This is a genomic window from Parendozoicomonas callyspongiae, assembly GCF_023502345.1.
In the GTDB taxonomy this organism is placed as follows: domain Bacteria; phylum Pseudomonadota; class Gammaproteobacteria; order Pseudomonadales; family Endozoicomonadaceae; genus Sansalvadorimonas; species Sansalvadorimonas callyspongiae.
Map to the genome: position 1 here is coordinate 40,360 of NZ_JAMFLX010000009.1, position 19,024 is coordinate 59,383.

The following is a 19,024-nucleotide window of genomic DNA, read 5'->3' on the forward strand; positions in this document are numbered from 1 at the left end:
AACAACAGCTTCAAATCAACAGCTTCATAATAGTCGTTGCAAGAAGAATGGTTATTACAAATAATCAGATTTTAAAGTTGTGATTTTGGGTTTAAACAACTTTGCCAGAAAAGGAAAGGCTACCTTGATCGATATTCTTGTAGCAGCTACCTGGCAAAACTTCTCAAGCCGTTTATTATGACTGATGCGCAGGCACCTCCCTTGAAACGCCTCCTGACATTCGGCGCGAACATAACTACTTTTTATTAAAGAGCTTTTTATTAAAAGAGCTTTTTACGTGAGGTACAGTACCTTGCTGAACCTGCCCTGCTGCACCGGATATGTTTAAATCTCGAATAACGTCTGTTATATCTTCGTGGCTAGAGTTAGCCGTTGCACCTCCGGTTTGCGCCCTTCTTTGTAATTCCTGTTTTACCCTTAAGATATCACCCACATTCTCAAACCCAGAAATATCATCCCGTAATATTTTAGCGTCAGAATCTGCTGATGAATTTTCACGCTGCAACGCACATGTCCTGCAAAATGACTCTGTTACACTCAAACCATTCTGAGTGACTGCCCGCATTGCATTTCTGCCATTATCATCAAATGAATAGAGGCTGGAACAGAGACGACAACTGGCGGCTGCTTGTGTTGATGCTTGCGAGAGAATTTCAGACACTGACCGGGTGTGTAAGGCAACACTATCGGAATAAAAATTCATGGCGCTGAATGTCTTCAGCTGCTTTTCAACATCGGCAATGCTGGCACGTTCCTCTATCAGCGCAATCCCATAAAATATCAACCGATCTCTCAGCCATACGCTAAACAACTTCTCTTCACTATCCTCCCCCTGAGGGGACTTTGCTGCTGTCAGCGCATCTTGAAAAGATTGAAACTCCCTCCCCAGAAGACACTCAATCATCAACTTGCCAAAAGCCATGCGGTCAGCTTCCTTCTCTTCATGCCACTCATTCTGCTGAGAAGGGAGTAGACTGCTATTCGATCGCGCATGCTGGAAGGATGTACAAACAGCATGCCCCCGTTCATCAATACGAATATTGGCAGGCTCCAGAGCTGTTTTCACATCAGTACCATCACACCAACTGAACACAATATTCTTTGTATGGGCCCACTGTATGGCACCAGCAATCTCTTTAAAGAGGCTAATTTTCTGCCACAGGTTCAGCTTGTCAGACAGGATTGTGACATCCCTGAGAGATGAGCCGACCACTGGTAAAACCAGGCCTGCCAGCTCGTCCCCTCCGTTTCCTCCAGTGCGCAACAGTTTGTTTTCAACAGCAGGTATAAAAGCCGGAACAAAATAAAACCTATCCGTAGTAAAACTGGATTTTGCAAAATTTCGATAGAACACGAGTTCCTGTTGTCGTTGACTCTGGCTGATTTCTGCGTGCCATAGCTTGACAGTGACTTCTGGCTGGTCGGGGAGCAGTTTTGTCTTTATGTAACCTGAAAAATCGTCGGCCCCATATACCGGACCATTAACGGGATTTATAGCACTGAAATAAATATCCTTGAAAGGGCAGTCTCTGGGAAGCATGACCAGTTGCCTTTCTTCCATTTTCCTGAGAGTCCACCAGGCCGTTAATTCCTCATAATTCCTGTCCAAATCCATCTTTTGGGGGTAATGCGCTGGAAAGCGGTCGAAATGTTTTTGAATAAAATTCAGGTCAAATTGTTTTCTAGACCTCAAATATTCACTGTGTGCCATTATCCAGTGGGAGTGCGACATATTTTCGGCATAGCGCATGGGAACAAATGAGTAAGCCTCAGAAAAATTTTCGTAGAAAATAAATCTTATGGAGCGACTATCACCTTTAGAAATACAATTAATCATATATTCAAAGCCATATCGGCTGATAAAACCCTGAGGAACAGCCCCCAACCGGTCAACAGTAAGCCGGTCAACAAATGTCTTAACCATATTTTTATCAAACCAGGGCCCCTCAAGTCTATTTCCACGGCCAGCAGCTACAAGCATAATCGCCCCTTTGACATGTGGCTTCGGCAGATTAGCCAGTGATTCTAGTAAAAACTTAAGACCTAATTCTCTATTGCCCTGCCCCTTTTCGATAATGGCATCAGAAAATGGTTCTATATCAGCCCATGCCAAACCGGAGTAAAAACCCCACCGTATAATATCATGCACACTCAGCCCATTAGTCAGTTGGGTATATTCATCAATCGTTTCCCTGCGCTCAGCATCAGAGACAGTGCAGCCATTGGCTTCATTAACAGTTTCCGCTACCCTGCTACGGAGGCTGCGATAAAAATCCACCAATAGCTGAAGGTTAGCGTTAAGCGGCTCTAGCGCCCCATCTGCAATTTGCTTCCCCTTCTTGCTGATACAATCAAGTTCACTGTCTGTAACAGGGCATGCTTCCACCGGCTCATTCATATTGAGAACATTGGTCCAGCTGGCGTAGGAGGGACCAGTTATCTCTTGCGGCATCAACGGGTTATCACTGACTGAAAGAGGAATTACAAACAACCAGTTAAGCCTGTTTGCAGATGACTGCTCACGTTCAATAAACAGGTCCCGCCAGATTCGGCTGGCTTGTGATTCTGCAACAGAAATCACAAAAGAACTGTTTGTGAGTAATGAAGCAGGCTTGTAATAAAAGCGCCCATCCTGTTCTGATACTTGCTCAATATCGTTACCATGGATCACTAGTTCATAAGGGAGGCTAAACTCTCGTACCAGGCTGCGCACTATTTTAAACTTCTGCACATCACCTTGAGGCTCGTCCGGAAATTCTTCCTGATACTGTCCAATTGTTGCCCCCAGAACATCTCTATCTCGCATCAAACCCAGAATTTCTTCAGTAAAATGGTGTCCTCCCGGCAACTGTACTGCAACCTGATAATCACCCTTATTAATCACCAAAGAATAAACGACAGAGTAGGCTGGTTGTGAACACGTTATGAGAACAAACAACATGAATAGTGTTTTTTTTAAAAACCAATGAGTACACACAGAAAACAGGAATTTCATAGCAACAGTTTCAGATCAATAATTTCAAATCACCAATTCATAACAGTAGCGGCAAGAAAGGTGGTTACTGCAAAAGACAAGAAGTTATAGTTGTGATTTTCTGTTTAAACAACCCCGTCAACAAAAGTAACTGGCGCTGGATTCAAGCAATAAGTGCAAATTCCTGAGCTTTAATACATCATCAACCAAATCCAATTCACGGAATGTTCAAAACGTAGTTTCCTGTTCATCGACAGCACTCGCGGAATCGCTGGACTCATCCTCGATACCTTCAGTTTTTGGCTTACTTGAACCTCCCCACATCAGCTTACTCTCTGTCCACTCTCTATCTAAAGATATGTGGGAAAAACGATCAGTAGCGAGTTCAAGGTTATTTGCGACAGAATCTTCTTCTGATATATCCCCCTCTTTATGCTCAGAGCCTGCTATAGGTTCGCTCCTGGCATATTCCCCCATCGTTTGGCCGCCAAGGGATACCTTTTTATATTTTAGCGGGGCAGAGCATATGACTGATTTATTTTTAACAATCTTCTTGTTGATATAGCGACAAACACCAGTAGGGTAGCTTACGGGTACCGTCCCTCTTGTATCGATTTCTACTTCCAATACCATTCTCTGGTCAACAGGATCTCCCCGCCAGACCCATACCACCGTTTGTACGAGTTCCTTATAAGCGTTGTATGTCAGTTCCAAAAAAAACGTATCCTCTTGATACAGAAAATCCTGGGTTATGAAGGCGTTGTTATTGCCCGGCGATGGCTGGGTAATTTTTTCAGGAATGACATAACCTTTTGGCTCAATCTCTGCGGTTATCTTATTTCTCGAAACACTGATTTTACAGGTTATGGGGAAGGCGGTAATTTTCAAGGTGTCGTCACTGCTACTGTCTTTCAGTAAATCACGAAATACCAGCCAGTTTATCACTCCAGCGTTTATCATCTTGCTGTATTCATTTTTATTCTGGTGCACAAAATGCCACGATTGTCCAGCATAATTAATTACCACAGAAAAAAGCGTTGGCTTGATAGCTTCATTTCCGTCCAAAGCGACGTAATCAATATAGAAATTCAATACGTCTTCACTTCTGGAGAGACCAAACCGCATGTAGTTCCCCCCACTCTCAAACTCCTTACTTTCAAGATGAATGGATGGTAAATGTTTTTTGCCAGTCCATTGCCCCGGCACAAGAAAAGATTGACTGCAGTTTTCAACACGCCACTCAATTATATCCTTCTGTTTTATGGCTTTCGCCACTTGCTTTGAAATAACTCCCTTATCCGACACTGGAATCAACATAACCGAATCAATTGGAAAAATTAAATGTCTTTTACTGATGGTTTCATCTGGAGCCATCGCTGCTTTTAAGGTATATACACCTATTTCGCCAGACTGATTCATCAAAAGCATTGTTTTTAACATTCTTGATATTTCTTTTTTGGAATAGTTAAATTTAAAATGCGCAGCTCCCTCCCTCCCTTCAGGAGTCATGGTAATGCTCAGCTCACCACTAAAAAAGTCGGGAAGAGTCACTTTTACTAAGATACCACTATCTTTCTTTAACTCTTCACTGCCTATATCCACACTCCAGTAGTAAATCCCTCTATCGTATTCAATATATCCATTTTCAACATCGTATTCACCGGGAATAACGTCTTTACCAACAACCATGCTTAAGACAGAGTATTGATAGAGATCCTCGGGAGGAGCCATCCTCGCCGCCCGCTTTACTTCACCCTCGGTTGCACACCACGGACAAAGCAGCGAACCCCTTGGGCTGGTTATTTTTCTTCCAAAAGATTGCTTACTTTTTCGAACAACAGGCTTACGGCATGCTTTACAACCTGATATTTCATTTTTTTTATCAAGAGATAAAAAATGTGTGCGTTTATAGGCGGTATTACGCCCGAAATGCTGCTGTACCGGCTCCTGGTTCGCAAAAGCTTCACTAAAGGTTGGTTCCCCGGTAGATGACACTGCTGCTCCGCTCTCGCATAAACCATCATTGGCGATATTTTTTCCATCACAAAAGAATTTCAAATGTTGATAAAACTCTGGTGAATTAACCGTTTTACCACAAAACTGACAATCCAGATCTACGCCATGGGAACGATTATGCAACGCCTCATGTGTTTCCATATATTTACTGCCACAGGTATCACATGTCTTCTGTTTCTCCTGACATTCTGCAGTATGGGCTGCAAGATGCCCATACTCCCCCCGCCAGGTACAGCCGTATTTGAAATTCCCACATTTGACTATATTTGAAGCAAGTAATTTATTAAACCATTCTGGACGACCGGTTTGAAATGAGTATGTTTTCTGGAAAATCTCATCCTCTTTTTTTTCACTGCCTGAAGATTCTTCACTTCCTGGTTTTTTGGTACACCATTTACACAGATAATTTTCTCTATCACCTACCCGAAACATGTCTCCGTATGCAGGCAGACATTCATCACAAACCAGATGTGTATAGGGGCAAGATATCTGGCGAGGGTTTAGTGGGTAACTGCCACACTCCATGCATTGAAGCTGAATATTACTGGTGAGGAAGTAGGCTTTGTAGTGCTTTTCATAACTCGCCTGCAACCTCGTACATAACAATAATACGATAGTCACGAGCCATACCATGGCAAGTCGCTTTGTTCCTGTGCAGTATGGGACAAAATCAGAAAAAACCACGTATATCACGCTCCAAACAGGCTATAAGTTCGCGTTAATTCCGACAGGCTCCTAGATACGAGCTTCTTCTTGTTCTGGTCTTTCAAGGGCTGGCTTTTTCTTATTTGCCAAAGGAATATCCAAAGTTGATCTTTTAGTACCAGGCACATTCATACTTGGCAACTCGAATAGTTTTGAAAAAAAACTTCTCCATCCAGCAGCTCGGCTATCAGCAGAATGTCTTCCGTCAGGTGATATCGCTGCGGCATCCGATTTTTTTTTATTGTTGTCAAACGTATCTGCAGTTTGGTCTATTTGTTGTGTTAATTTAAATTCTCGTATTTTCAGTACTATTATCAGAAATTGATCTTTAACAGGCCATCCACTAGTGGAGAATGTTACACGACCCTCACCAGGAGGAACGACATCCCCCCGCTCCACGAATTTCAAAACCCTATCATCTCCTTTCCTTGCCTTCCAATGCCAAGCCCTCTCGCTAAGGGTTTTCGTATGAGCGTTGTAGCAGGCTCTCAGCTCAAACAATTCTCCCTTATACGTAATATGGGAGTATAAGTAGCGAAGATTACAAATATTGGGTTGAGTTATATCCACAGGTTGAATGTATTTTATCGGATAAAGTTCCCAAATCAGCTTCTCATCGGAAAAAGAGGTTTTCGATATCAACGGGTAAACAGAAACCAGCAAAGTATCATCACTAAAACCTGCTTTCATTAAATCACGTAATACCAGCCAACTGACAGCACCTGAGTTTAAAGTCACACCCTTCCCATTCAGATTTTGGTGAAATAGTTGCCATGACTCACCTGCATACTTGATCACCACAGAAAATAATGTTGCATTCACTACTGCTGATTCTTCTATCGGCACATAATCAATATAAAAATCCAACCAGTCCTTACCATTTTGAAATCCTAAACGCATATGGTTTCCACCACTTTCAAAAATGTCACTCTCTAACAAACGGGATTCAATATCACCCTTATACTCCAAATTTTCCAAAACCAGTAAATGCTGGCTTAAATTTTCAACTCTCCATTCAATAACTTCCCTGCTTTGATCATCATGACAGGGAGTTTTTTTTATCTCCCCTTTATCCGACAACGGAATAATCATAATGGAGCCATATAATGCATAAAGGGGTATGGTTTTTGACACCGATCTTAATTCATTTACAGGAAAGACAAATGAATTCAATACTTTACTATTGGCTGCTAATATCAAACACTTTTGCATTCTTGCTCCCGCACTGGGAATAAAATCAGATTTCAAGTATATCTTTTCTTTAAACACTAAATCACTGGTTATGGTTAGAATAATTTTACCGCCAAAGATATCATTAAGCGTAATGCTTTTTTTATTAACGTCATCCGAATCAATAGTCCAGTAGTATATCCCTCGATCAAATTCGAGCTCCCCATTAACAACAGTAAAATCCTCCCCTGCCACTTTTTTATTACCAGCTACCCGTATTAATACAGACAGTTGATAAGAATTCTCCGGTACATCTATTTTTGGCCCTATGGTCTTGTCCTGACACCAGGGGCATAATACTTGAAATGATTTGGATGTTCTGAGCAACCCCCCCCGAAAACTTCGCAACGCAGGTTTGTAACACTTTTTACAACCAGGCTCCATGCCTTTTTGAGGAGTGGATATAAAGTTTTCTCTCTTTCTTTTATTAGCAGAATTGCTCATAAAGTGTTCCTTTATGACTGCCTGACTGGTAAAAAAAGAATGGTAGTCAGCAGAAACTCTCCCCCTTTCTGAAGCACCCGCAACCACTCTTTGTTCATCATTGTTTTTTTTCCCGCTACAGATAAACCTGATGTGCTTATCGTACTTGGCCGAATTGATTTTCTCTCCGCAGAATTCACACTCTAGCTCATGGGAATGAGAAAGATCATGCAAAGCCTTCATCCTTTCAATATATTTTTGATCGCATTTACTGCATGATTGATACTTAAACTTGCAGGCATTAACATGATCAGCATATTTCTCAAATGCATTTAACCATGAGCAACTATTTTCAAAATAGTCACATCTAACATAACTTTTATTAATAGCTTCACGGAACCATTCAGGCTGGCCTGAACTAAACAAATAGAAACCCGGATTTATTTCATCTTCTGTTTTCTCACTCACCGCTTGCTTATATGTTATGACGGTTTCCATGCATCGCTTACATTGGAAATATTTATCCATAGCGTGGTATTTTTTTTTATATTCATCCATGCAATCTTGACAAACAATATGACAGGAAGGGCAAAGAATTTGCCGAGGCTTTAAGGCATATTGATCACACTCCATGCATGTAAGTGCAGGATCTCTAACGACAAAGTTAGCTTTGTAGTTATTTTCATACCCAGACTTTGACGTAGTACTATAGAGTAATAACATAAGACCGATAATGACTTTGATTAGCCGCACCACCTCCTGATGATGATAGGAAGTCAGGGTAAAAGAAAAGCATTCATCATCAAACATTGGATACTCATCCGACAACCTGAACAGCAACAGCAACAGCAACAGCTGTAGTGTAGGTGAGTTTGTAAAATGTTCAGGCTAAACTTCCCTACTCTCTCTTTGTCAGTATGTGAGATCGCAGCCATGCGTCATGACAGCCTCACTGGCACACTCAATGCCAGCAAAAACTGGATCAAGCACTTTAACTCTGGAGATGTTGACTACTGCGTTTCTGCTTATATGTCTGATGCTGAGATAAAAGCAGCCCCACTTGGTGAATACAATGGATGGGAAGAAATAGATAACTTCTGGCGTCCTTTTGTCCAGTCTGGTGCTACTGATCTTGTCTATTCAGAAATCTGGCTCAGGCAGATTAACGACGACACTGTACACTTGGGAGCCAACTGGATTATGAACGTTGGCAGAGGGGTTATTAACCTTGAAGAGTGGAAGAAAACAGAAAAGGGAGTCTGGAAGCTGAACAAGGATGACTTTGAGATTCAGGAGCAGTTCACCTGAACCTCAAAGCACAATGAACTATCAGGAAGTTCGTCCCAATCCAAATTCGGCTTTAAAACGACGAGCCATTTCATCAGTCGCCCTTACAAGGGCATCCCGTATTCCTGACTCATTCGCTGAATGCCCGGCATCCCTGACAATATGCAGTTTTGATCCTGGCCATTTCTCCTGCAGGGTCTGGGCATTCTCAAGGGGACAGATCATATCGTAACGGCCATGTACGATAATCCCTGGAATATTATCCAAACCAGTCAGCAGTGGCAGAATACCCTGGGAATCAAGAAACAGGTTATTGCTCATGTAATGCGAAGAAATTCGAGCCAGAGCCAGCGTGCGATGGGGATCAGCCAGACTGTCGAGCACTTCCTGATTTGGTCGAAGCGTTGAGCACTGTGCGCACCATGTACACAGGGCCTTGGCTGCTCCCATACGGGCGAGTTCGTCATTCCCGACTAGACGATCATGGCAGGCGGCAACCAGGTCAGCGTGATCTTTTTTAGGAAAATGACTGACAAGCTCCTGCCAGTAGTCCGGGAATACACGACCGGCACCTTCTTTACTGAAAAGCCAGCGGATATCGCTTTCCCTGCCAAGGAAGACCCCTCGCATCACCATGGCAAACACTTTGGCCGGATGGCGCGAGGCATAGATCAAACCAAGAGCAGCACCCCAGGAGCCACCAAATAACAGCCACTTGTCAATTTTCAGCTTCTTGCGGATGACCTCCATATCAGCAACAAGGTCATCTGTCGTATTGTTCTCAGTGCTTGCATGGGGCTCAGAGCGACCGCACCCGCGCTGATCCCAGATAATGATCCGGTACATCTGCGGATCAAAGTAACGGCGGCTGTGTTTGTCACAGGCAGCACCTGGCCCGCCATGAAGAAACAGAACAGGTATCCCCTCAGGGTTACCACTTTCATCAACATACAGTGAATGGTCGCCGGAAACTGCAATGTTATGGCGTGCGTACGGTTTAATGGGTGGATAAAGGGTCAGCATTCATGTGTCCTTGTCAGTTCCCGCCCGATCTGTGCAACAGCAATAAACAGATAACAGCTTTTCGTCAGGAAAGAAAATACCTTTCTACGTAGAAGTAACATTACCCTTATATGTTGGCTATATAAAGATCATATTAGGCATCAAGACCTGGGCACCCTTTACTCAGCAAAAAAAAAAGCCCTGAAGCTGTTCGCTTCAGGGCTTTTTCTTAAGCGGCTTATATATTAAGCCTGCTTGTTCTTCGCTGAACGGGCGCGCTTACGCTCGATCTCAGTCAGATGCTTCTTGCGCAGACGAATATGATTAGGCGTTACTTCCACCAGTTCATCGTCGTCAATAAACTCCAGAGCCTGTTCCAGTGTATGGCGGATAGGCGGAGTCAGAATAATATTCTCATCTGTACCGGCAGCACGCACGTTGGTCAGCTGCTTACCCTTGGTTGGGTTAACCATCAGGTCATTATCACGAATATGCAGTCCAATAATCTGGCCTTCATAAACGTCAATATTTGGATCAATAAACATGCGGCCACGGCTTTGCAGGTTGAACAGGGAGTAACCCAGCACCTTGCCTTTTACCATGGAAACCAGAACACCGTTGTTGCGACGGCCAACTTCACCTTCCTTGACCGGGCCATAGTGATCAAAGATGGAAGTGAGAATGCCGGAACCGGATGTCAGTGTCAGGAACAGAGAGCGGAAACCGATCAAACCACGAGATGGCATGATAAAGTCCAGACGAACCCGGCCCTTGCCATCAAGCACCATATCCTTCAGCTCAGCCTTACGCAGACCCAGCTCTTCCATGATGGCACCCTGATGCTCTTCTTCTACATCAACAACAACCTGCTCATAAGGTTCTTCTTTCACACCGTTGTTATTACGGATAACAACTTCCGGGCGGGAAACAGCCAGCTCATAACCTTCGCGACGCATGCTTTCGATCAGAACAGACAGGTGCAGTTCGCCACGACCTGCAACCTTGAACTTATCGGCATCCTCACCCGGCTCGACACGCAGAGCAACGTTGTGAATCAACTCACGTTCCAGGCGATCCTTCAGGTTTCGTGAAGTCACGTACTTACCATCCTGACCACAGAACGGAGAATCGTTGACCTGGAAGGTCATAGATACAGTTGGTTCGTCTACCGTCAGAGGAGGCAGTGCCTCAACAATATTGGGATCACACAGGGTATCGGAAATATTCAGGCCTTCAATACCTGTAATGCAGATGATATCACCAGCACGAGCATCTTCAGTCTCGACACGCTCCAGGCCCAGATGACCCATCACTTTCTGGATTTTTGCATTACGTTCGTCACCCTCACGCGTCACCAGACGTATCTGTGTACCAGGCTTAACGTGACCACGCTTGATACGACCGATACCAATAACGCCCACATAGCTGTTGTAGTCCAGAGCAGAAATCTGCATCTGGAAAGGCCCTTCCAGATCAACCTTGGGGCTGGGAACATTGTTAGTAATCATCTCAAACAGCGGAGTCATATCATCCGCCATCTGGTCTGGCTCAGTCCCGGCAATACCGTTCAGGGCAGAAGCGTAGATAACCGGGAAGTCCAGCTGTTCGTCAGTTGCACCCAGGTTGTCAAACAGATCAAATACCTGATCCATAACCCAGTCAGGACGGGCACCAGGACGGTCAATCTTGTTGATAACAACGATTGGACGCAAACCCTGTTCAAAGGCCTTGGATGTTACAAAACGGGTTTGAGGCATGGGGCCATCAACCGCATCCACCAGCAGCAGAACGGAATCCACCATGGACAGAACCCGCTCTACCTCACCGCCAAAGTCGGCGTGCCCCGGAGTGTCCACAATGTTGATGTGGTAATCCTGCCAGTTAATTGCAGTGTTCTTGGCAAGAATGGTGATACCGCGCTCTTTCTCCTGATCATTGGAGTCCATGATGCGCTCAGTACCCTGATCCTTGCGGCCAAGGGTACCGGACTGCTGCAGCAGTTTGTCGACCAGGGTGGTCTTACCGTGGTCAACGTGGGCGATAATCGCTACGTTCCTCAGCTTGTCAACAGATGACTCGATCACAGGAGATATGCCTCAATTCTATATAACCTGTCCGGGTTATCGGCCGGCCAGGATGTTATTCAGTTTCTGGCGGAACCCCTTTTGGGTTCCTGCCATATCGTTATAGCTTTCAGCCAGGATTGCTGCCGAATCTCCCAGCAACTTCATATCGTCCCGATAGCGGGCCATATGCCTGAAATTCCGCAGGCGGCTGTTCTGACCCAGGGCAAAGCAGCGACAGTTCATATCCGAAATATCAATCAGCCCTAAACGGCCATCCGGCATTTTCAGAATATTCCCCAGATGCAATGACCGGAAATAAACCCCGGAGCGATGCAGCCATGCAATAAAGCGCCCCAGCTCCCGGGCCAGTTGCTGCCGTTCCAGCTCATCACAGCTGGCCAGCCAGGAACGCAACGTGGTTCCCGGCAGGGGACGGTAGTGGACTGCTGTTCGCAGGATCTCAGGAATATTGTAGGTGTCCAGCATTTCAATGGTAGGAATACCACGCTGCACCAACTCCCGTGCGTTTTTTGCGAAACGCTGGGAATAAGGATAAACAAGCGCACTTGAGAACCAGCGCTTGCGACGGAATAACTTAAGAAAGTTTCCATCCCTCAGTTCTATAACCTTATCCCCAAAGCCATCCGCCTCAATAACGCATCCGCCTTCTCGCAATCTGTTATAGTCAGTGACAGTGAGAGTCCGCATTGAAATCCATCAGAGATCTGGTTGTGTGCCTGCAGGCAAAGGCGGGGTATTCTACCCGTGTGACAGGAAAAGGGGAAGCCAGCCAAAGACTCATGCGCCAGCTGCCCCTTGGTAAAACTCTGAGCCTTATTATTTCCAGACGGGCTTAAGAGGAAGAAGGTGAGGGAGCGGCCCTGTATTCAACGCCTTGACACCTTGATATTCATCAGTGGTTACCGTGTTATTCCGGCGGCGGAAATCATTTGAAGCCTTTAAAATCAGTGTGCTTACCTTCTCCCCTTTTTCCGGGTTGATTCCCTCGTGGCACGCCTTGTAACTTTCGGCAAGCTCCCGTGATGGATGCAGTTTCCTCTCTGCGAGCCTGTTTAGAATATTCCATGCGACAGAGCGCAACTCCATAGGAAGCGTACGATGGTTCAACCAGTGAACGAGCATCCCATAGTTAACATCACTCGCATTCAAATAAGCGGTGCTCTCATCCTTTGTTTTTTTCTTTAATTCCCAAAAATAATTCTCGACTGATTCAAGTAGAAAGCCTTGTTCATCAATTCTATCTCTGGTGAAATACTTCGCCCTATGAACACCAAAAAGCAGCTTCAGAAAATCTTCCAGCCGTTCTGTCTCGATTAAAGAAAAATCTTCTGAAAAGTCGCCATTGCTGTACTTTTTATATAGCCTTACCTGCATATTCAGGTCTTCAGGTATCGCAACAGTTGAAGCAGCGAAACCCTGCTCATCTTCCCCGGAATCATCCTCAGATATAAGCATTAACTCCTTAAGAATTTTCATTTGGGGGCTTTGCAGATCACCTAAAATGGCGTGATACTGACGTTCACGGAGCTGTCTGTAAACCTTGTTAAGCCTGTTCCTTTGTAAGGCCAGGGCCAGCAATTTGTACCCTTTTGTGGAAGTCGTCTCTCTTTTAACTTCCGCAACATCGTCTGCCTCCAATACCATGCTGGCCATTTTTTCAGCGACGCCGTTGAGTTGTATGCCCAGCTGCAGCATTTGCTGTTTAAGTTCCCGGTCTTTCTCCGAAAGACCTAGATTCCTTTCAAGTATACGTTGCGCATTTTTTACGTCACCAGCTCGCTTCAGTAATTCACTGAGATAGAGAGCAGAAGACCCGTTTTCCACCGTATCATCAATCCGCTGTAGCATTCCATATACCGTATTGGATGGCAGGGAATCGGCTTTTCCAATCAACGCATCGATTTCATAATCATTCACACCTGCCAATAGGGCCACTTGCTTGATCGTGCTAATATTGACTGTCAGGCTCAGCGCCAGCTTTTCCGTAACGCCCAGATTATAATCATCTCCCGATACCTTTCCCTGTTGTTTTTTCCCCTGCATTGTGTGGAGTGCTAACTTCGAGTGGCCTGCGCTATCGACGTAATGCATTATCAGCAAAAAATCATTCGGCACATCTCCGGGCTCATCATTCTGGCTGTTAAAAATCGCGGAACGGCCTTCTGTGAAAATTTGCGGCTTGCTGAACAGAATGCTTTCATGTGCGATATTCTCAACACTGAAGCCAAGGGCAACAGCGTAGTTCGGCGCTGTCAGGGTAAAGTCACCATGCGAGAAAGGAGCCTCCCCTATTTCAGCCTCGAGGGAGTTAGAGTGCATGCCCAACTTCCCATCCTGTGCTTCGCTGATGCTCAAATTTTCAAAAAGCGTATCAATATCTTCGAGTGATGGCGGGTTAGCACCCGACTTGACAAGATAATCAGTATCCAGGTATCGCAGTGAGTGCTGCGTCCCAACGGCAGCCTTATCCGCAGGAACCAGCACTATAACATTCAGGGAACCTGTTCCACTGGCTTCTGTTCTGTCGCTTACCAGCTGAATATACCTTTTTTGGTACCCAGGCATGCCCACATCGACCACATCCACCCTATTGGCTGGTACCGAACCCGAACCCGAATTGGCTAGCAGTCCGCTAAATGCCTTTGCTTTAAGGTCATCCCCAGAATATTCATAGCAAATACCAGAGCCGACAATATTAATTTTGACTGCCAGCGCACTCGGGCATAGCAGCATGTTAAAAAGAAGAACTGAAAAAAGAGCGAACGCAACTTTTGGAGACTTAACCCACATTTTCCATTCCTTAGCTCAATCTATTTACTTGGTTTGATTTGAAGAGGAAGAAGATGATTGAGAGGTTTCTGTATATCTATCGGATCAATACGGTTAAATTCGGCCGTAGATATGACTACCTCATTTTCATGAATTTTCTTAGTTGTCCTGAAACCTTGACACGAATTGCTTTGACATTTCACCCCCAGCTCATGAAAGACCTCACATTTCACTCTACCAAGCTCATCATCAGACAAGCTGCGTAAAATCCGCCTGCCTACTCTGATGCCTTTATCCTTATCAAATTTCTCCCAGGATTTGTAATAGTTAAAAGCGAGACTACCTGAAGGTTTTACTCTGGTTCCACTAATGACACTTGTAAGACAATTTATACCAACTGAACGTAAAACAACGGGAAGCTCCTCATGGTTTAACCAGTTAACCATATGCCCATGGCTGCGATAGCATGGCCTCCCTGTCATATAGGTTTGTTTTTTACTGGGTTTTTGCGGGAAATCATAGAAATGTGCAGACGGGGTTAATTTTAGCCTCTTCCCGTCTTCAGTTACCATGCCATGGCCATGGTTTATTCCATGAACAGCTGATAATTGTCTTATAGTATTTTCAAACTGCTTTTTCTCAATAATACGGAAATCATTCCCAAAATCGCGTGAGGTGTATTCTTCATGTAGTCGTATGTTCAGATCTTCATCATCCGGGATTATTATTGTTGCCGACTTGAGTTGCTCTGATTCAGGAGAGGCTTCTTTCCCGGGAGTCTGCATTAATGATGCAAGAATGCTAAACTCGGGATCCTGTAACTGAATGTCAACCACTGAATAATCAAGCGTCTGGCAGCTTTTATAAATGTCATGGAGCTTATTTTTTTGAAAAGCCAGGTTCAGCAGCTGGTAACCAGGCGAAAAATCTACTTTTATTTTTTCTAAATCATCATTTGAAAATACATTAGTGCTTACAGCCAATACGGGTGCCAACTCATTAAGCTCTCTCCCTAAAAATCTCATTTGGGTCTGAAGATCTCTATCATCCTGGGTAATTTCCAGCTGTTTTTTGCGCAGCCGTTCGGCTAATTGAGAGGCTCCCACCTTCTCCAGCAGTTGACTGATATAGAAGGCTGAATTACCTTCTTCCTTCATGTCAGCAATAAGTTCCAGTAATTTATAGACCTTTTCTGATTGCGGTTGGGATTGCAGCCCGAATAGTATTGGTTCTATTTGCATATCCTCAATACCCGCTTCGCGGACAACTTTGCGCATCGTTTCAAGAGGGAGTCGCTGGGCAAGCTGCAACCGTACGTCAACATTCAGCGTATAGTCTTCGTCATCAGCGGAAGTTCTTCCCGGCTGTTCTTGCCCCTGGACCATGTGAATGACCACTTTTGAATCGCCCTGGGTGTCATCTTCATAGTACATGACCAGAAGCAGAGCACTTGATGGCATGCCCGTTTCACTATGACCTTGAACATGGGATTTGTTAAAAACTACAGTATATTCATTTGACCCAATGACAGGTTGCCTGAACAGGATATTGTCCTTTGCGAGATCCTTGATGCGAAAACCCATCACAACCCTGTACCCGGGGGCCGTCAGGGTAAAATTCTCCCCCTGCAGAGAATTCTCTTCGGTTAACCAGGTGCCTGACTGGCCGGAATGCATACCTATTCTGCCTTCCTGCAATTCGGTAAGGGTCAGCCCTTCCATTAGCATGGTTATTGCGTCTTCATCCTGGAGTGCTGCGTCTGGCGCAGACAGTGATTCAGAGTCCAGGTAGCTCAGCGTGTGTTGCAACCCAGGGTTGCTGGCTTGTTGCGCAGGAGCCAGCACTACAACATTCAGCGTGCCTCTCGCGGAGTCGCTCCCCGGGTTTCCAACACCAATATCAATAAATCTTTTGGAACTATTTCCAACGGGAGATATCTTCAGATCTTCCCCGTCCTGAGAGGGCTTCAGCCCGCTGTACCCTCTTGCTTTCCAGGATAAATCCTGATGCAATTTAAGCTCAATCGTCCCCTTTTCAAAGGCAATTTTTATTGTTTGAATCGCCAGCACACTCGGGGATAGCAGAACAGTGACAATCACCAGAAGAAATGCTCTGGTGAGCTGGTACACAGAGAGAAAACAGTTCTCATTCTTCATGATAAAACACATCCTCTTGTACTCTTCTATTCGTTGTACTCTTCTATTCGCTGAGCACTTTTGCGCTCTGGTTGAGACCGCCCGCCAGCCTATTGAATAACGATTCAAACCCGGGTTATTTTGTGTTCAACGCTTGCACACTGCGAATTGGAAGGCCGAGGTCTCTTTGGAAGTCCAATGAGCTCAATTGTTCGAACCCATTATCATCGATTACGGCAGCAGCTGGCCTGCACCCCCTGCCATTATTCTTCCCCTTACACCATTTCCCCTGGCAGGCCAGCCCCAACTTCTCATACACATCACAACTGATCTCTTTTTGTGCACTTTCTTCCATGCTGCGTATAATTCTTGCGGCGTTTTTACGTCCTTTTTCGGGGTCTACCTTTTGGTAACTTACCCAGTAGTCGTGTGCAAGCTCCTTTGAGGGCCTGCCTCTTTCACCTTTTATTAGCCCTTCAAGAATATTTCTCGCCGTTGAGCGCAACTCAGGTTCTATGTCAGGATGATTGAATATACGAACGAGCATTCCCTGAGAAAAGTTATCTTTTGCGGAATAATCATAAGATCTCAGGGTGTATGGGAGTTGTTCATCCCTTGACGCCTCCCCGAGGGCGTGAAAATAGCTATATAGGTCGTTTTGAAGTCTCACCATCTCCGACCCCGGCATAGTTCTCCAGGCGTTTTCAGGCTTCCGGACATCAAAATGAGTAAAAACGCTGTTCATCAACTGTTCGATCTTCTCCGGCTCAATGTGCCGAAGATCTTTCTGAAATTCTTGCTGGCGGTAAGGCATGTGCAGCCGCACATCAAACTCATCACCACCATCCGGGATTTCCACAACGGAAGCCGAGTAGCTACTGACAGTCTGATCAGTCCCCATTGGCGGTGTGCGCATTAACGCTGCCAAGAAGGCGAATTGCCCATTATCCAACTCGGTTTTTACGAAGGACAACTTCGCAGCCAGGCAACCTTTATAAACATCGTGAAGCTTGTTTTTTTGAAAAGCTCTGGACAGCAGCATGTACCCTTTTCCATTCAATGGCTCTCCTTTGACTTTTGCAATATCGTCCGCATCCAGTCCTGAGCTTACAACAAGCCTATCAGCCGACATGTTGAGCTCTTTGCCCAGATAGAGCATTTGCTGATTAAGCTCCCGCTCTTCCAGCTTAATAACAAGATCATTCTCCCGTACCCGCTGCGCATTCTTCTTGTCGCCAACTTCATCCAGAAGATTGGCAAGGTAGTGGGAGGAGGAACCGTCTGCCACCTTGTCGCCTATAAGCCGGAGTAATAGATAAGATTTTTCTGATTCGCTATGGTTCTGGTTTTTCATCACACTGTCTATTTCTGACTCATCAACATTGGCGTAGAGAGCGGCCAATTTCATTGTCTGAGGAGAGGCTCGACGAGAAAGCATATCTAAATCCCCGATATCCAGAGTGTATTCAACCCCGCCCTGCTGCTTTTTTTGCCCTTGCATGGTGTGAATCACCAGCCTGGAGTTATTCCTGTCATGACTATCGTAATAGTGCATTATCAGAAGAAGATCTCCCGGGGGCAGCCCTTCCTTCTGGGAACTGTTGAGCACGACAGAATGCTCTCCTGTGCGAATGGCCGGATGGCTGAATTCAATGCTGTCTTCGCGGATATTCTCAACTTTAAAACCCATAACCAGCCCATGCCCAGCGGTTGACAAAGTGTAGCCATCCTGCTCCAGAGAACACGGCTGCCTGCCTTCGGGTTCAGCAGACTCGAGGGACATACCTACCTGCCCATCCTGCATTTCATTAATGCTCAGGTTTTCCATAAGCGATGTTATGTCACCGGCCGAGCTGTGAGCCCCGTCCGCAGGAAAACACCTCTCATTCTGGTACACCAGTGAGTGCTGCATTTCTGTTTTGCCGATATCGTCAATGGGAGACAAAACCATGACTTGTAATGTACCCGTTAAGTCTGATGCCATGGGTGAGCCGGATACCTGCTCCTCCGCACGGCTTTTGAGCTCAATATATCTTTGCGGCATTGTACTCAGGGGTTCGATCAGCAATGTATTCATCTGTTGACCGTCGCCTTCAGTGAGCTTAAACCCTTTATAATGCCGGGATGATGTTGGAACTTGACCTTCAAAACCTTCACATGTGTAGATAACCTCATCAGACGAATTCGATGCTTTTATCTTGACCACTATTCCTGCCAGCACGTTCGGGCATAACAGCATGGTGAGCAGCGCCACAAAAAAAAATCTGGCCAATTTCCCGGCAGGTATAAGCCTGTTGCTATTTATCACCTGTCTACTCCCGCAGTGAATACGATGCGTCGTTTATTGTGGCTGGGCCGCTGTGGGCCGCTGTAATGCAGTCAGCCTTCTTCGAGTC

At 45.2% G+C, this 19,024-nt stretch carries 11 protein-coding genes; 2 read left to right on the top strand and 9 right to left on the bottom strand.

Features of this window, described 5'->3' with window-relative positions:
- Positions 1-235: 235 nt before the first annotated feature.
- From M3P05_RS08280 to M3P05_RS08290, 3 genes are all read right to left on the bottom strand, one after another.
- A complete protein-coding gene (locus tag M3P05_RS08280; RefSeq protein ID WP_249699052.1) occupies positions 236-2,941 on the bottom strand; it encodes a hypothetical protein in 2,706 nt (901 codons plus the stop codon).
- 261 nt (positions 2,942-3,202) lie between these two features.
- Positions 3,203-5,611, bottom strand: coding sequence for a hypothetical protein (locus M3P05_RS08285; RefSeq protein WP_249699054.1), 2,409 nt, complete (start codon positions 5,609-5,611; stop codon positions 3,203-3,205).
- A 114-nt stretch (positions 5,612-5,725) separates the two neighbouring features.
- A complete protein-coding gene (locus M3P05_RS08290; RefSeq protein WP_249699055.1) occupies positions 5,726-8,158 on the bottom strand; it encodes a hypothetical protein in 2,433 nt (810 codons plus the stop codon).
- A gap of 69 nt (positions 8,159-8,227) precedes the next feature.
- Here M3P05_RS08290 and M3P05_RS08295 point away from each other — a divergent pair, with 69 nt between their 5' ends.
- Positions 8,228-8,656 carry a nuclear transport factor 2 family protein gene (locus tag M3P05_RS08295; protein WP_249699056.1) on the top strand — a complete coding sequence of 143 codons (429 nt, stop codon included), beginning with the start codon at positions 8,228-8,230 and terminating at the stop codon, positions 8,654-8,656.
- A gap of 21 nt (positions 8,657-8,677) precedes the next feature.
- On the opposite strand, the gene pip is transcribed toward M3P05_RS08295, so the two are convergent.
- From pip to M3P05_RS08325, 6 genes are all read right to left on the bottom strand, one after another.
- Positions 8,678-9,658, bottom strand: a complete 981-nt coding sequence (gene pip / locus M3P05_RS08300; RefSeq protein WP_249699057.1) for a prolyl aminopeptidase — start codon at positions 9,656-9,658, stop codon at positions 8,678-8,680.
- Positions 9,659-9,882: 224 nt separating this feature from the next.
- Positions 9,883-11,721, bottom strand: a complete 1,839-nt coding sequence (gene typA / locus M3P05_RS08305; protein WP_249699058.1) for a translational GTPase TypA — start codon at positions 11,719-11,721, stop codon at positions 9,883-9,885.
- Between the two features lie 36 nt (positions 11,722-11,757).
- Complete coding sequence (locus M3P05_RS08310; RefSeq protein WP_249699059.1) at positions 11,758-12,411, bottom strand: lipopolysaccharide kinase InaA family protein; 654 nt, start codon at positions 12,409-12,411, stop codon at positions 11,758-11,760.
- Between the two features lie 129 nt (positions 12,412-12,540).
- Positions 12,541-14,514: a hypothetical protein gene (locus M3P05_RS08315; protein ID WP_249699060.1), complete on the bottom strand. Its 1,974-nt coding sequence runs from the start codon at positions 14,512-14,514 to the stop codon at positions 12,541-12,543.
- A gap of 20 nt (positions 14,515-14,534) precedes the next feature.
- Positions 14,535-16,649: a hypothetical protein gene (locus M3P05_RS08320; protein ID WP_249699061.1), complete on the bottom strand. Its 2,115-nt coding sequence runs from the start codon at positions 16,647-16,649 to the stop codon at positions 14,535-14,537.
- Positions 16,650-16,764: 115 nt separating this feature from the next.
- Positions 16,765-18,129: a hypothetical protein gene (locus tag M3P05_RS08325; protein WP_249699062.1), complete on the bottom strand. Its 1,365-nt coding sequence runs from the start codon at positions 18,127-18,129 to the stop codon at positions 16,765-16,767.
- Positions 18,130-18,162: 33 nt separating this feature from the next.
- On the opposite strand from M3P05_RS08325, the gene M3P05_RS08330 reads away from it, so the two are divergent.
- Positions 18,163-18,342 carry a hypothetical protein gene (locus M3P05_RS08330; protein ID WP_249699063.1) on the top strand — a complete coding sequence of 60 codons (180 nt, stop codon included), beginning with the start codon at positions 18,163-18,165 and terminating at the stop codon, positions 18,340-18,342.
- Positions 18,343-19,024: the final 682 nt, after the last annotated feature.

Excerpts from the sequence above, each read along its gene's own strand:
- M3P05_RS08280 (WP_249699052.1), bottom strand. The coding sequence starts at position 2,941 with ATGTTGTTTGTTCTCATAACGTGTTCACAACCAGCCTACTCTGTCGTT.
- M3P05_RS08290 (WP_249699055.1), bottom strand. The coding sequence starts at position 8,158 with ATGTTTGATGATGAATGCTTTTCTTTTACCCTGACTTCCTATCATCAT.
- M3P05_RS08295 (WP_249699056.1), top strand. The coding sequence starts at position 8,228 with ATGTTCAGGCTAAACTTCCCTACTCTCTCTTTGTCAGTATGTGAGATC.
- pip (WP_249699057.1), bottom strand. The coding sequence starts at position 9,658 with ATGCTGACCCTTTATCCACCCATTAAACCGTACGCACGCCATAACATT.
- M3P05_RS08310 (WP_249699059.1), bottom strand. The coding sequence starts at position 12,411 with ATGCGGACTCTCACTGTCACTGACTATAACAGATTGCGAGAAGGCGGA.
- M3P05_RS08315 (WP_249699060.1), bottom strand. The coding sequence starts at position 14,514 with ATGTGGGTTAAGTCTCCAAAAGTTGCGTTCGCTCTTTTTTCAGTTCTT.
- M3P05_RS08320 (WP_249699061.1), bottom strand. The coding sequence starts at position 16,649 with ATGAAGAATGAGAACTGTTTTCTCTCTGTGTACCAGCTCACCAGAGCA.
- M3P05_RS08325 (WP_249699062.1), bottom strand. The coding sequence starts at position 18,129 with ATGCAAGGGCAAAAAAAGCAGCAGGGCGGGGTTGAATACACTCTGGAT.
- M3P05_RS08330 (WP_249699063.1), top strand. The coding sequence starts at position 18,163 with ATGACTATCGTAATAGTGCATTATCAGAAGAAGATCTCCCGGGGGCAG.